The sequence below is a fragment of the Deltaproteobacteria bacterium genome (genome assembly GCA_009929795.1).
Classification (GTDB): Bacteria; Desulfobacterota; Desulfovibrionia; order Desulfovibrionales; family Desulfomicrobiaceae; genus RZZR01.
Window position 1 is genome coordinate 1 of the sequence record RZZR01000015.1, and the last position, 13,713, is coordinate 13,713.

General features: G+C 59.2%; 15 protein-coding genes. 12 read left to right on the plus strand and 3 right to left on the minus strand.

The window, feature by feature from the left end; all coding sequences use genetic code 11:
* The coding region (locus EOM25_03205; protein NCC24196.1) for a hypothetical protein at positions 1–235 on the minus strand (235 nt) is incomplete at its 3' end.
* A 244-nt stretch (positions 236–479) separates the two neighbouring features.
* On the opposite strand from EOM25_03205, the gene EOM25_03210 reads away from it, so the two are divergent.
* Positions 480–1,448: a calcium/sodium antiporter gene (locus EOM25_03210; GenBank protein ID NCC24197.1), complete on the plus strand. Its 969-nt coding sequence runs from the start codon at positions 480–482 to the stop codon at positions 1,446–1,448.
* 22 nt (positions 1,449–1,470) lie between these two features.
* Here EOM25_03210 and EOM25_03215 read toward each other — a convergent pair whose 3' ends face one another.
* Positions 1,471–2,817, minus strand: a complete 1,347-nt coding sequence (locus EOM25_03215; protein ID NCC24198.1) for an MATE family efflux transporter — start codon at positions 2,815–2,817, stop codon at positions 1,471–1,473.
* 297 nt (positions 2,818–3,114) lie between these two features.
* Here EOM25_03215 and EOM25_03220 point away from each other — a divergent pair, with 297 nt between their 5' ends.
* From EOM25_03220 to EOM25_03270, 11 genes are all read left to right on the plus strand, one after another.
* Entirely contained in the window at positions 3,115–4,014 is a 900-nt protein-coding gene (locus EOM25_03220) for a cation ABC transporter substrate-binding protein (protein NCC24199.1), read from the plus strand.
* Positions 4,011–4,814: an ABC transporter ATP-binding protein gene (locus EOM25_03225; protein ID NCC24200.1), complete on the plus strand. Its 804-nt coding sequence runs from the start codon at positions 4,011–4,013 to the stop codon at positions 4,812–4,814. Before EOM25_03220 ends, EOM25_03225 begins: the two co-directional genes overlap by 4 nt.
* Complete coding sequence (locus EOM25_03230; GenBank protein NCC24201.1) at positions 4,811–5,656, plus strand: metal ABC transporter permease; 846 nt, start codon at positions 4,811–4,813, stop codon at positions 5,654–5,656. The genes EOM25_03225 and EOM25_03230 overlap by 4 nt, the downstream gene beginning before the upstream one ends.
* On the plus strand, positions 5,653–6,258 hold the full coding sequence (locus tag EOM25_03235) for a hypothetical protein (GenBank protein ID NCC24202.1): 606 nt from the start codon (positions 5,653–5,655) through the stop codon (positions 6,256–6,258). Before EOM25_03230 ends, EOM25_03235 begins: the two co-directional genes overlap by 4 nt.
* Before the next feature lie 225 nt (positions 6,259–6,483).
* Positions 6,484–7,896 carry a DHA2 family efflux MFS transporter permease subunit gene (locus EOM25_03240; protein ID NCC24203.1) on the plus strand — a complete coding sequence of 471 codons (1,413 nt, stop codon included), beginning with the start codon at positions 6,484–6,486 and terminating at the stop codon, positions 7,894–7,896.
* Positions 7,897–8,000: 104 nt separating this feature from the next.
* Positions 8,001–8,270 carry a hypothetical protein gene (locus tag EOM25_03245; GenBank protein ID NCC24204.1) on the plus strand — a complete coding sequence of 90 codons (270 nt, stop codon included), beginning with the start codon at positions 8,001–8,003 and terminating at the stop codon, positions 8,268–8,270.
* 102 nt (positions 8,271–8,372) lie between these two features.
* Positions 8,373–8,651 (plus strand): Lrp/AsnC family transcriptional regulator, encoded by a 279-nt coding sequence (locus tag EOM25_03250; GenBank protein ID NCC24205.1) that lies wholly within the window; start codon positions 8,373–8,375, stop codon positions 8,649–8,651.
* Between the two features lie 236 nt (positions 8,652–8,887).
* Positions 8,888–10,252 (plus strand): potassium transporter TrkH, encoded by a 1,365-nt coding sequence (locus EOM25_03255; GenBank protein ID NCC24206.1) that lies wholly within the window; start codon positions 8,888–8,890, stop codon positions 10,250–10,252.
* A gap of 12 nt (positions 10,253–10,264) precedes the next feature.
* Positions 10,265–10,918, plus strand: coding sequence for a TrkA family potassium uptake protein (locus EOM25_03260; GenBank protein NCC24207.1), 654 nt, complete (start codon positions 10,265–10,267; stop codon positions 10,916–10,918).
* A 196-nt stretch (positions 10,919–11,114) separates the two neighbouring features.
* Positions 11,115–12,197, plus strand: coding sequence for a glutamate synthase (locus EOM25_03265; GenBank protein NCC24208.1), 1,083 nt, complete (start codon positions 11,115–11,117; stop codon positions 12,195–12,197).
* The gene (locus EOM25_03270) at positions 12,194–12,694 is read left to right on the plus strand and encodes a (Fe-S)-binding protein (protein NCC24209.1); all 501 of its coding nucleotides are present in this window, start codon (positions 12,194–12,196) and stop codon (positions 12,692–12,694) included. Before EOM25_03265 ends, EOM25_03270 begins: the two co-directional genes overlap by 4 nt.
* 27 nt (positions 12,695–12,721) lie before the next feature.
* On the opposite strand, the gene EOM25_03275 is transcribed toward EOM25_03270, so the two are convergent.
* Positions 12,722–13,708, minus strand: coding sequence for a TIGR00341 family protein (locus EOM25_03275; GenBank protein ID NCC24210.1), 987 nt, complete (start codon positions 13,706–13,708; stop codon positions 12,722–12,724).
* Positions 13,709–13,713 lie beyond the last annotated feature (5 nt).

Below are 13,713 nucleotides of genomic sequence, written 5' to 3' on the forward strand. Positions count from 1 at the left end.
TGGCCACGGAACCGCCCGAAGTCTGGGCCACGGCAATGAGCCCCCGGGCCTCGGCCGTCCGGCCCATGCACTCGGCCAGGGCCTTGCCCACCGGATAGTAGACACCGAGGAGCCCGCCGGTGCCGATGCGCAGCAAGGAGATATCTCCAGCCCGACACTGACCTGACGGCCAGGCCGTGGCCACGACGGCCAGAGCCACGCCGAGTACCATCCACCGAGAAAAACGTACGCTCATAATTCCTCCGTATTCTGTGCACGGTCCGCCGTCTATCCACGCCGAACCTGTCCGGCGGACAAATCCCGGATCAGAAAACCAAGGACAATGGATGTTCCCTTGCCCGGCCTCATCTGTCAAGGACATCCCGGGGTTGGAACCGCCCATCCCCGCTCCTTGACCTCCCGACCGGCCCTGCATACCCTCCCATCTCCGGTCACGTTCCGGCCCCTGTTCCAAAGCCTTTCCGACTCCAAGGAACCCGATGCTTCTCGCCTCCCTAGCCCTCGCCTTCGGCCTGGCCCTCCTCGTCTGGAGCGCCGACCGCTTTGTTGAAGGTTCGGCATGCACCGCCCGCCACCTGGGAGTTCCGCCCCTTTTGATCGGCATGGTCATCGTTGGTTTCGGCACCTCGGCCCCGGAAATGGTCGTTTCCGCTCTGGCCGCCTTGCAGGGAAACCCAGGCATCGCCCTCGGCAACGCCTACGGATCCAATATCGCCAATATCGGGCTCATTTTGGGGCTGACCGCCCTGATCAGCCCCATCACCGTTCAATCGAGGATCTTGCGCAAGGAGTTGCCGGTTCTGGCCCTGGTCACGGCCCTGGCCATCTGGCAGATATGGGATGAAAGGATCACCCATTTCGAGGCCCTGAGTCTGCTGGGCGTCTTCTTCGGACTCATGGGTTGGACCATTCATCAAGGCTTGAAAAAAACGACCGACCCCCTTGGCGACATGGTCACCAAGAAACTCCAGATCCAGGCCATGCCCCTGTCCTGGGCCATTTTTTGGCTAATCCTGGGCCTGATTCTCCTAGTCGCAAGCTCCCGTATCCTGGTCTGGGGAGCGGTCGAAATCGCTAGGGGCTTCGGAGTCAGTGATCTGATCATCGGGCTGACAGTCGTCGCCCTGGGCACCTCCCTGCCGGAACTGGCCTCATCCCTGGTCGCCACCCGCAAAGGGGAACACGACATCGCCATCGGCAATGTCCTCGGCTCCAACCTTTTCAATACCCTGGCCGTGGTCGGCATCGCCGGAGCCATCCACCCGATGTCTGTCGGACCGGAAGTCCTTTCCCGGGACATTCCGGTCATGACCGTCCTGACCCTCTCACTGTTCGTCATCGGTTTTCGGATCGGCCGGCCAGGCCGCATCAATCGATTGGAGGGTGCAGTCCTGCTGGCCTGCTATATCGGCTACACGGCCTATCTGGCCAGCACCCTGTTCAGCTGATGACGAATGCACCAGCCATCGCTCAGGGCCGAGGCTCCTCCGCTCTGAGAACCTTGATCCTTCTCCACTCCCCGCTCTGAAAACGAAACATCCACAGGGCCGCTGTGGCGAACACGAATCCCGTGGCCAGGATCCATTCGGCCGTCAGGCTGGGCATGGTCTGATCAACCAGCCACAGCACGGCCATGAACACCGCCGTGCAGAGGGCAAAGGCCCTGGCGATCCAGCCGGTGTCGCCGGTGGCTGAGAGCACATAGCTGATCATGACGTTGGCCGCGTCGAAAAGACAATACACGGCCACGAACTTCAGCACCAGGACACCACTTTCGACGATTTGTCCGCTGTCCGGGCCGGTCCCGGCAAAAATCGTCATGAGCGGTTCCGGAACCGTCACAAAGAGCACGGCCATGGCCAGCATCCATATCTCGCAAACGAACAGGGACTGCCAGGTGATGATCGGAACCTCGTCGTCGTTTCCTGCTCCTCGGGCGTGGCCGATCAATATGCCCGCGGCCTGGCCCAGTCCCAAGGCCGGGAAAAAAGCCAGCCCGTTGATTCTGAAGGCGATGCTCGAGGCGGCCAATTCCACGGTCCCAAGGCGGCCGACAATCACGAGGAAGACGGTCCAGGCCACGACCTCCCCGCTGATCCGCAAGCCCATGGGCAAGGCCATGAGCAGAAAACGGCGGAACTCTCTCCACTGAAGTCTTCGTGCTTCGGCATCGGCGAATCCCTCGTTCCTGGCGAACAGGGCCACAAAAAGGATGGCGGCCACCATCTGGGAAATCACCGTCCCCAAGGCTGCCCCGGCCATGCCCATCCGGGGAAATCCCCATGCCCCGAGAACCAGCACCCAGGTCAGGACGACGTTCAGGGCGAACGAGACAAAGGTCACCCAGGTGATTGTCAAGGTTCGCCCAATGCCGGCCAACCACCCGGACAGGGCCGCACCCAGAACGGGAAAGAACGACCCTGCCATGCAGATGGAAAAATAGACCATTTCATCGTCGGCCACCTGGGGGGAATGGCCGACCAGGCCAAAGATCTGGGCCAGGGGCCAGGCCAAGGCCAGGGCCAGCATTCCGGATACGGCGGCGGTATGGATGCCCAGCCAGGCCGAAGACCGCACGCCGTGAAAGTCCCCCCGCCCGTAGCTGTGGGCGACGAAGATGCCGGCATATCCGGCGGTGCCGAACAACAGGGCCTGAAAGACGATCACGGCCATGCTCGATGGTCCCATGGCCGCCACGGCCTCGCTGGAATGACGGGACAAGACCAGGGCGTCGACGACCTGCATAAGGGCGACCGTCGAGAACGACAGGACCAGCGGCCCGGCGAGCTTGAGCAGACGGGGGACGTATCGGAGCATCGGGTTCCTTGAGATGAACGGTTAGGGATTCGATCCAATACCGGACACCTTGTCCGTTGAGACAGGGAGACCATTGAGAGCCTGTCGTTTCAGGTCCGGCCGGATACTGATTTCCAGATAGAGAGGCAACCACAAAACGGAGTTAAAAACCTGTCGCCGGGGCTCTGGTTGTCCAAAGCTCATTGCCAAATACGACGGACCGCAGTTGACAAGGCTCGGGCCATTGGGACATTCCTTTACCCACCAGACCGTTTTGGTTCAACAATCCACGCCTTTCAGACCGGGAGAAAACAGACCATGCCCCATGCCCCTTTGTGTCGAGCCATTTTTTCCGCATGGGCGTCGGCCATCCTGTGTTTTGCCGTGGTGGCTCCGGTCCAGGCCCAGCCACTGACCATCGTCACCAGCATCGTCCCCCAGGAATACTTTGTCGAGCGGATCGCCGGGCCCGACGTCCGAATCATGGCCATGGTTCAACCAGGAGCCAGTCCGGCCTCCTACGAGCCCACTCCGGAACAGATGGCCGCCCTGTCCAAAGCCTCGGTCTTTTTTACCATCGGCGTCCCCTTCGAAAAAGGCTGGGTTCCGAGGATGCGGACCGCCAACCCGGATCTGCTCTTCGTTGACATGGGACAAGGCCTCGAACGACGACCCATCACCGGGCATAGACAGGATCACGGGCCTGGACACGTTCACGAAGGAGAAATTTTGGATCCTCATGTCTGGCTCTCTCCTCCGCTGGTCCGGATCATGGCCCAGACTATCCGGGATGTCCTGCAGGAACTGAATCCCGGCCAGGCCCATGTCTACGCCGCCAACTATCAAGATTTTGTTCGGGAAATCGACCGGCTGGATCTGAAGATCATCGACATTTTCGGCCATGTCCCTGAGCAACGCCGCCGATTCATGGTCTTTCACCCCTCATGGGGCTATTTCGCCCATGCCTACGGACTCGAACAGATGGCCATCGAGCGACACGGCAAGGAACCGGGCCCTAGAGATATGGCCGAAATCTTGTCCGAAGCCAAAAAACGGGGAATTGAGGTCATCTTTGTTCAACCGGAATTCTCCACTCGGAACGCCGAAACCCTGGCCAGGGACATTGGGGCCAATGTGGTTACGGTCAACCCCCTGACCCGTGACTGGTCGAAAAATCTGCTCCAGGCCGCCCGAGCCTTTGCCGGTCTCGATCGATGATCTCCGCCTCACCCGCGCCTCCAGTCCTCGTTCTGAACGACGTTTGCTTTTCCTATAGCCGAAACGCTATTCTCGAGCATGTCGATCTGACCCTCCGCCAGGGTGATTTTCTGGCCGTGCTCGGACCCAACGGCGGCGGCAAGACCACCCTGGTCAAGCTGATTCTAGGATTGATCCGTCCGGTTACCGGACGGATCGAAGTCTTTGGCCTTCCTCCAGGCAAGGCGGCCTGCCGTGTGGGCTATGTTCCTCAAAAAATACACGCCGGACGCGGTTTTCCGGTCACGGCCCTGGACGCCACCCTCATGGGTCTGATTGGTGCGCCTTCCAGGAAATCTCGACGCAAGGACAAGGATTTGGCCATGAACGCCCTGGCCCGGGTGGGTATGGAAAACCAGGCCGGAAATCGAATGGACCGATTATCCGGGGGGCAGATCCAACGTGTCCTGGTGGCCCGGGCCTTGATCTCGGACCCCGATTTCCTTGTTTTCGACGAGCCCACCGCCAGCATCGACCCCCTTGGCAAGCACTGCATCTACGAGATGCTCTCCGACATCGCCCAAGGGGTGACCGTCATGGTCGTCAGCCATGATCTGGTCATGGTCTCCATGGCCTCGGCCCGCATCACCTGCGTGGCCGCCGTCAACCGCAGGCTCATCTTCAACCGGGGAACGATCATGGGAGAGGATATGCTCACCCTGATCTACGGAGAGCACGGCCACGCCTGCCCCATGGAAAACGCCATCCAGGACATGCACGCCATGTTCGCCGGCCGCGCCGCTCCGGAGACCCGGCCATGACCGAAATCCTGTCCCTGACCTTCATGCAGAATGCCCTGTTGGCTGGTCTGCTGGCCAGTGTCGTCTGCGGGACCATCGGCTCACTGGTCGTCGTCAACCGTCAGGTCTTTTTGGCCGGTGGTGTAGCCCACAGCGCATACGGCGGTGTCGGCTTGGCCTTTTTCCTCGGCCTGCCGGTTTTGCCGACGACCATTGCCTTCACCCTGGCCGTGGCCCTAATCATGGGAACCGTGGCCCTGCGCCGAGGTGAACGGACCGACACCATCATCGGGGTCATGTGGGCCTCGGGCATGGCTCTTGGCGTCCTGCTCATGGACATCACCCCCGGCTACAACGTGGACCTGATGAGCTACCTCTTCGGCAGCATCCTGGCCGTTTCCCGAGCCGATCTTTTGGTCATGGCCGGACTGGATGCCGTTGTGGTCGTCGTCGTCCTGCTCGCCTACCGCCATCTGCTGGCCTTCAGCTTCGACCGAGACTTCGCCCAGAGCCGGGGTCTGCCCGTGGCCGGGCTCCACTTTCTCGTTCTCGTGCTCACGGCCTTGTCCGTGGTCATGATCATCAGGATCGTGGGACTCATCCTGGTCATCGCCCTCCTGACCATCCCTTCGGCCATGGCCGAACAAAGGGCTCACTCGCTGGCGGGAATGATGGTCCGGTCCTGTCTCTGGAGCGCCATTTTCTGCACCGTTGGCCTTGTGGTCTCCTATGGTCTGAACCTTACCTCCGGAGCCTCCATCATTGCGGTGGCCTCCTTGAGCTTTTTCGCCAACTTTCTCCGCAAAACCATCACCAGGGCTCTGCCCTCCACTATCGAACCTCATCAGGAAGCAGAAACATGACACCAACGAACAGCGCCCCTTCTCAGAACTATCTGCTCATCGACTACGAAAACATCCAGAAGGTCGACCTGTCCGAACTCCCCCCCAACTACCTGGTCAAAATCTTCGTCGGTTTCTCCCAGAAAAACATCCCCTTTGACCTTGTCCAGCAGGCCCAGGAACTCGGCAACAGGCTGGAATGGATAAAAATTGACGGCCAGGGCAACAATGCCCTGGACTTCCACATCGCCTTCTACATGGGCAAGTATCTGTCCGAACACGAAAAGGCCGGGTTCACGATCCTATCCAAGGACAAGGGCTTCGACCCCCTGATCAAGCATATCGGCCGGCTCAATCGGATCTGCCGCCGGATCAACTCTCTTCTGGAATTGACGGAAAAGACCGAGGACCATCCCCGGAACAAAAATCTGGAACGGGTCATCGAACTCCTCTCAAAGATCGACAAGAACCGGCGACCACGAAAAAGACGGACCCTGACCCAGCAGATCGCCTCCTATTTTCCCAAGAAGCTGCCCGAGGGTGAACTCGAGCGAATCGTCGACTATCTCTTCATAGAAAATCTCGTCTCTGAGACCGACAACCGGTTGCAATACGAATTCTGAACCCGCCATTCGTATTCCCGGCACCCCGGGCCGAGGAATCACGAAAGCCCGTCTTCATCGGCACCTACGATCGTGACATGCTCGCGATCCGTCTCGTTATTCTAGACGATGGGCACACCGTGGCCCCCTGACATTTGGAATTTTTAACATCAACAATCGGATAATCGCCTCGTGACCGACATCCCCGGCCCTTCCTGCATGGACCCAAAATGCGTCATTCGGGCCATGCTCGGTGTCAACCTGATGGTCTTCATGGCCACTCTTGACATGAGCATCGTCAACGTCTCTCTACCGACTCTGGTGGAACAGCTGAACACGGATTTTGCCATCATCCAATGGGTTGTCCTCAGCTACATCCTGGTCGTCGCCTCTCTGCTCCTGCTCGTCTCCAGACTGGGCGACATCAAGGGTAAGAAGGCCATCTTCACTTGGGGGATGGTTATCTTCACCGCCGGGTCCCTGCTCTGTGGACTGGCCCCAAACGTCTCCTGGCTCATCGCCTTCCGGGCCGTCCAAGGCGTGGGCGCGGCCATGAGCCAGGCCCTGGGCATCGCCATAGTCACCGAAATCGCCACTCCCGGAACCCGTGGTCGAGCCATCGGGTTCATCGGAGCCACGGTTTCCCTGGGCCTGGCCCTGGGCCCCTCCATAGGCGGAATCATGATCGGTGTTCTGGGCTGGCGGTCCATCTTTCTGATCAACGTCCCCATCGGCCTCTTTGCCTTTCATTTTGTCCACAGCAATCTGCCGACCCTTCCTCCCGTGCGCGAAGGACAGCGTTTCGATCCTGCCGGGGCTGTCATTTCGGCCCTGACCCTGGCCGCCTACTCCCTGGGCATGACCTGGGGCCAGAAACAGGGGTTCGATCACGGTGCCGCCCTGGCCCTTCTGGGCGTCGCCGCCCTGGGTCTCGGCCTTTTCATCATCGTTGAGCAACGAGTCCCGGAACCAATGATCGATCTCGGGCTCTTCGCCAACAGGCTCTTCACCCTGAACCTGATCATGGCCGTTCTGGCGTTCATTTCCCTGGCCGGGGTCTTCATCATGCCCTTTTTCCTCCAGATGGCCCAAGGATACTCCATCCAGCAGGTCGGGCTGATGATGATGGTTATTCCCTTGGCCATGGGCATCACCGCCCCGGTGGCCGGTTCCCTTTCGGACGCCTTCGGCAGTCGGGGGATTTCCGTCGTCGGCCTCCTGATCATGGCCGGGGGCTGCTTTGCCGTCTCCACCCTGACGATGGACACCCCCTGGTGGGGATACGTCCTGCGGGCCGTTCCCCTCGGACTCGGGGTGGGCATCTTTCAGGCTCCCAACAACAGCGCCATCATGGGTGCCGTGCCCACCGAACGCCTCGGCGTGGCCTCGGGCCTGCTGAACTATTCACGGGTCTTCGGACAAAGCACCGGCATTCCCCTGGTGGGAGCCATCTTCACCACCGTGGTTCTCTCCATCGCCGACCTCCCCGAACGTACGGACTTCTCCCTGGCTCCGCCCGAAGCTCTGGCCGCCGGGGTGACCGGCGCCTATCGCATCCAGGGAATCATCATCCTTCTGGCCGTGCTCCTGGCCGTCTACTCCTGGCGGCTGGCCAAAAAACAGGCGGCTCGATCGCCTTGGAAACGTCCGCCCGGATAGTCGACGCATGCACCAATTTGCCAGATCGGTCCTTGCCAACCGGCCTCCCTGAAGACTATCCTCGACCCAGGACCGTTTTTGAACATCAACGCGGAGAATCCAGCATGAAAAAAAATCTGCTCCTCGTCGTCTCGGCCCTGGCCGTTCTGGGATTTCTGTTCATCACTCCAGCCGTTTCCTCAGACTTGAACGGCGAAACTCTGGCCAAGGGACGCTGTTCCACCTGCCACGGTTTCGGCCGGGTCGAAAAGGCCAAGTCGAGCAAGGACCGTTTGGCCTGGGAAGCAACAGTTGACCGCATGATCGGTAAACGGCAGGGGCTTTTGAACCCAGACGAACGCCTGGCTGTGCTCTTCTATCTGTCCGGTGAGTAATCAAAAAACACCACCTGAGGCGACACGCCGGAACCCGGGCCGCAAGAATGCCCAAAGATGTCCTCCCGGCCTTGCACCTCAGCCAACCAATGGAGGCTTTCCATGGTCAACGCCATTGTCCTCATCAACGCCGAACCAAAAAAAATCAACGACTTGGCCCAGGATCTGGTCAAGATCGACGCCATCACCGAAGTCTTTTCCGTGGGCGGAAGGTATGATCTGGCGGCCATCATCCGGGTCAAGTCCAATGAGGAACTCTCCGACACGGTCACCGGCAAGCTCCTGTCCATGGACGGCATCATCTCCACCGAAACCCTGATCGCCTTCCGGGTCTACTCCCAGCACGACCTCGAGCGTCTCTTTTCCATCGGCATGGAATAGCCCTTTTCCACCGATTTGGATTTGATACGGCCCGAACCTTGTATATCCAGAAAATCCCGGCCTCGGAAACCGAGGCCGGGATTTAATTATTGTCCGTTCACGACTTGATTCCTTCAGCCTTCCAAGCCCTCACGCCTCTTGCCTCGCCTCCCCCCTTGGTCTACCTCCCCCTTCATGGCCGACATCAAAACCTTCATTGATCGCTGGGCCGTTTCGGGCGGAGCTGAGATGTATCCGTGAAAATTCAGCGCATTTTTCTGTCCCCCTTTGCGCTCCCAATCATATTCTTCGCCCTGTGCATCATGGCCGGCGCCTCTTTGCTCGTGCATTCGGTCACTCTCGACGGCAAGGAACTGAATTTTCTAGATGCGGTGTTCACGGCGACCTCGGCCACATGCGTCACGGGATTGGTTGTGGTAGACACGGGCAGTTTTTTTTCGCGCTACGGCCAGACAATCATCCTTGTGCTCATGCAGATCGGCGGTCTGGGCGTGATGACCTTCACTTCCCTCGGGTTCTATCTCCTGACCAAACGAGTTTCACTAACCGACCGGCTAGCCGTAAGCCAATCCCTGCTCCACGAACCCACCTTCCATCTTGGCCGTTTTCTGGGACAGATCGTGCTGGCGGCGTTCGGCATCGAAATCATCGGAGCAATATGCCTTTTTGCGATTGATCCTCAAACATTCCATCCCTTTTCAGCCATTTTTCACACCGTTTCCGCTTTTTGCAATGCAGGGTTCTCACTTTTTCCCGACAGCCTCATGGCTTGGCAAGACAACTTGGCCGTGAACGGCATATTCATGGCCCTCATTATTCTGGGTGGATTGGGGTTTTTTGTTCTTCTCGATCTGGCGGGAAAGAGATGGATTCAACTTGGAAACAATGGAAAAAATCAAACCCGATCATTGACTTGGCAGTCCAGAATTGTCCTTGTGACAACGGCTTGGTTGATCGTGTGCGGGGCCCTCGTTTTTTTTCTAGCCGAGCACTGGACCTCAAACGCCAACCGGGACGTGGGCGCTCAGTTTTTGACAGCCCTGTTCCAGTCGGTCACCAGCCGGACGGCGGGCTTCAACACCGTGGACATCGGTTCCATGACGAATATCTCCCTGGTCTTTCTCTGCCTGCTTATGTGGATTGGCGGATCGCCCGGTTCCTGCGCCGGCGGCATCAAAACGACCACCTTCCGGGCCATGCTCTCATTCTCTTGGTCTCAAATTCGAGGCCGGAAACAAACCGTGGTCAGTGGGTTTGCTCTGGACCGGGGGACTATGCAAAAGGTTCTGGCCCTGGTCATCGTCTCTTCCCTGGTTCTTGCGCTGGCCACTCTAGTACTCGTGATTACCGAGGGCGGGGCTGTCTCGCATCTTGAAAGCCGCGGCCGATTTCTGGAGATTCTCTTCGAGGTCATCTCGGCTTTTGGGACGGTAGGGCTGAGTACCGGCTTGACGGCCTCCCTGTCTTCTCCAGGCAAAGCCGTGGTCATTCTGCTCATGTTCGTCGGTCGGCTGGGGCCAATTCTCTTCATCGCCTTGCTTCAGGATGTCCAGAAGAAAGAGTCGTTCGCCTGGCCGGAAAAAACCATTCTCGTCGGTTGAGGAGGAGATTCGGTGAAAAAAAAAGAAGCGGCCATCATCGGCCTGGGAAAATTCGGACTCACCCTTGGGCAATCACTGGTTGGTCTCGGCCATCCGGTCGTTGGCGTTGACGCGTCCAAGGACAAGGTTCGCAACGCCCAGGACATCCTGACCCATGTTTTTGAAGCCGACGCGACCAATCCAGAAGTCATTCGACAACTGGGATTGGCCGAAATGCCTGTCGTGATCGTCAGCGTTGGCCAATCCCTTGAAAAAAGCGTTCTTATCGTCCTGCACCTCAAGGAAGCCGGAGTCGATCAGGTCTGGGTCAAGGCCATCAGCACCGACCACGAAAAGGTACTGCGCAAGATCGGTGCGGATCACATCATTTTTCCAGAACGCTACGCTGCCGAGCAACTGGCCAGAAAGCTGGTCGTGCCAGGCTTGATCGACTATCTGCCTTTCGGCAAAAACGTGGTCCTGCAGGAGATAGAAGTAAAGAAAATCGCCGGGCAAAGCCTGCGGAGCCTGGATTTGACCAACCAGTTCGGTGTGCAGGTCGTGGCTGTCAAAACCGGGTCGGACGACGAATTCCGGTTTATCCCCAAGGCCGACGACATTCTTAAAAAAGGAGACATCCTTGTGGTCTTGGGCAAAGAAGAAAGCGTGGCCACACTTAATGCTTGATTGATCCGAAGCATGGCAATCACTCCCCTCGGAAAGAACGCCCCTCGCCGTGGTTGATCATTGCTTCGCCTGCACGGCTGGTGCGGGATTCACATGAGGCGGCGCCATCGAGACCTGAGTTCGGGTCTTCTTGACAACCGGATTCCACCGCCTCAAACAGGAACGAGAACGCCAAAAAGCCGCGACAGGAGTTTCCATGGACCCCATCAACTTTAATTTCCTCTGCTCCGAACCGGCCGTCCCCAACGGTCGCAGCGTGGGCATCATCGGGGCAGGGCCGTCGGGCTTGGCCGCCACCGGCTACCTGTCCTGTTTGGGATATCAGGTCGAGGTCTACGACAAGCTGCCCAAGCCCGGGGGCCTCATGCTCTTCGGCATTCCCGGGCACCGCATTCCCAAGGAACGTATCGATCTCGGGGTCCGCAATCTTGAACGCCTAGCCGGGGTCATCTTCCACACCCACACCAAGATCTGCTGCAGCGGCCCCCTTCATGACGAGGAGGGCGACCACTTCTGTCGGGAAATTCTGGGGTTTGGAGACATGGTCAAGAAGCACGACGCCATCATGATCTGCACCGGGTCGTGGCGGTCGAGGAAGCTGGGCATCCCCGGCGAGAACCTGCCTGGGGTCTTTTCGGGCCTGGAGTTTCTCTTCCCCATCCGGGCCGTCCAGTACTGCGCGCCCAACGTCAAGGTTCCCGAGGTTGCAGGCAAGGCCGTGGCCGTCATCGGAGCCGGGCACTCGGCCGTTGACGTGGCCCACAGCGCCGTCCATCTCGGGGCGGCCAAGGTCTTTCACCTCTACCGCCGGACTGCGCGCGAAGCGCCCTGCGGGGCCTTTGAAATCGAACAGCTTAGGGAAATGGGTGTCGAATGGGTCGAAAAGGCCACGCCTGTCCGGATCTTGGGAGAGAACGAGGTCAAAGGCCTGGAAATCTCAGTCTCAGGGCTGGACGGAATCGAAAACAGAACTCTGCCCGTGGCCCTGGTCGTGGCCGCCATCGGCGAGACGGCCACCCCGCCCTTTGCCAAGGAACTCGGGCTGGAAAACGTCCGCAAGGGCGAGGTCCGTTGGCTGCACATGACGGCCATCGAGAACGTCTTTGTCGCCGGCGACGCCCTAAGCGGACCGAGCAAGATCGGCAAGGCCGTGTACAGCGGCCTGCGCTCAGCCAGATCCCTGGCCAACTGGCTGGACTTGAAGGCCCAGGACCGCCTCGACGCCTACGAGGACAATGATCTGGTGGCCAACGAGGCCGGGTTCAGGAGGGGGGCATGAGCGGACGGAAGACCCTGTATATCGACTACAGCCTGTGCATCGGCTGCGAGACCTGCGAATTCGTCTGTCGCTTTACCAACGACACCTCCCGCATCCACATGACCCGGACGGCCGACGGGGTCATGGTCCCACTCTATTGCCGGCACTGCGACAATCCCAAATGCGCCAATGCCTGCCCCCGCGGGGCACTCAAACGCGATCGGGACGGGGCCGTCATCCTCCAACCCATGCTCTGCCGGGGCTGCCAGACCAAGAACTGCATCCTGGCCTGCCCCCACGCGGCCATGTTTGAAACCGATCGGGGAGTCATGATCGCCAAATGCGACCTTTGCGCCCAGCGCCGCCAGATGGGCATGGGACCGGCCTGCGTGGAGATGTGCCCATGCGGGGCGGTCATGTACGTGGATCGGGATGAAATTCCCAAATTGGAAACGGAGAAATCACGACTGGCACTGCAAAAGGTCCTTGATCACCTGAAGCTGCCGGGAAAAAATTGATCGCCTCCCCATCTGCCAGAGGGGATGTCAAGAAATCATGACCCTCTTCTTGGCATAGATGAAAGAAATCATGATCAGCAGGGTTGCAATCCAGACGATGATGTAGATGGCCATGGCCTTGCGGGCCTTTTCCTTTTCCAGCCAAGTCCGGGGCCGAATCGATTTGAGAAAGAAGACCACCTTGCTGGAAAGATTGACACTGACAATGTTGACGCCAAGGAGGAGCCCCGCGCCAATGGCCGCTTCTGGCAATCCGGCCCCGAGCAGAAAACCCATGGTCGCAGCCGGAGGAAGCAGGGCCACGGCCACCATGACACCCACCAGAACACTGGAAAGGCCCGTGGTCATGGACAGGGCCGCGGCCGCACCCGAGGCCAGGGCCAAGGCCACCGAGTCGAGACCCGCCTCGGTCCGGGCGAGAAGTTCCGGGCTGGTCGCGCCCTCTTCCCAGATCATGCCCATGCCTGCGGACAGAAGCACGGCCAGGGCAATGCCCACGGCCAGGGTTTTCGCCGCCTGACGCATAAGGGAAAGGTCTCCCAGAGCCGTCCCCAGACTCAGGGCCAGATTCGGGCCGAGCAAAGGCGCGATAACCATGGCCCCTATCAACACGGCCACGTTGCTCTCCACTAAACCAACCGCCGCGACAATGGTCGAGAGAACGATCAGCACGAGGTAGTCCAGCGTCAGTTGAGCACTTTTCTCGACACTCTCGTACAAGGCTTCCCGGGCCGCCGTGGCCGAATCCTCCTGCTTCCGTTTTTCGTCATCAGGCTTGGGCAAAAAGGTTTCCACGGGGAGGACCGCGATCCTCGCGCTCGGCTGGGCTCCGAGGATGTTCTGCAAAAGATCCAAAGTCAATTGGACGTTGTCGTCCGACACCAGCAATCGCATCTGGCGAAGCCCGTCCTCGGATATCGCCGCAAGTCTGACGTCCTGGGCTTTGGCCTTTTCAGCCACCTTCACAATGGTGGCCGAACTGCTTGGGTCAGCCACGATCTCAACGTACTTCATGATAT

Coding starts and splice junctions, on each gene's coding strand:
- EOM25_03210 (NCC24197.1), top strand. CDS start 480: ATGCTTCTCGCCTCCCTAGCCCTCGCCTTCGGCCTGGCCCTCCTCGTC.
- EOM25_03215 (NCC24198.1), bottom strand. CDS start 2,817: ATGCTCCGATACGTCCCCCGTCTGCTCAAGCTCGCCGGGCCGCTGGTC.
- EOM25_03220 (NCC24199.1), top strand. CDS start 3,115: ATGCCCCATGCCCCTTTGTGTCGAGCCATTTTTTCCGCATGGGCGTCG.
- EOM25_03225 (NCC24200.1), top strand. CDS start 4,011: ATGATCTCCGCCTCACCCGCGCCTCCAGTCCTCGTTCTGAACGACGTT.
- EOM25_03230 (NCC24201.1), top strand. CDS start 4,811: ATGACCGAAATCCTGTCCCTGACCTTCATGCAGAATGCCCTGTTGGCT.
- EOM25_03235 (NCC24202.1), top strand. CDS start 5,653: ATGACACCAACGAACAGCGCCCCTTCTCAGAACTATCTGCTCATCGAC.
- EOM25_03240 (NCC24203.1), top strand. CDS start 6,484: ATGCTCGGTGTCAACCTGATGGTCTTCATGGCCACTCTTGACATGAGC.
- EOM25_03245 (NCC24204.1), top strand. CDS start 8,001: ATGAAAAAAAATCTGCTCCTCGTCGTCTCGGCCCTGGCCGTTCTGGGA.
- EOM25_03250 (NCC24205.1), top strand. CDS start 8,373: ATGGTCAACGCCATTGTCCTCATCAACGCCGAACCAAAAAAAATCAAC.
- EOM25_03265 (NCC24208.1), top strand. CDS start 11,115: ATGGACCCCATCAACTTTAATTTCCTCTGCTCCGAACCGGCCGTCCCC.
- EOM25_03270 (NCC24209.1), top strand. CDS start 12,194: ATGAGCGGACGGAAGACCCTGTATATCGACTACAGCCTGTGCATCGGC.
- EOM25_03275 (NCC24210.1), bottom strand. CDS start 13,708: ATGAAGTACGTTGAGATCGTGGCTGACCCAAGCAGTTCGGCCACCATT.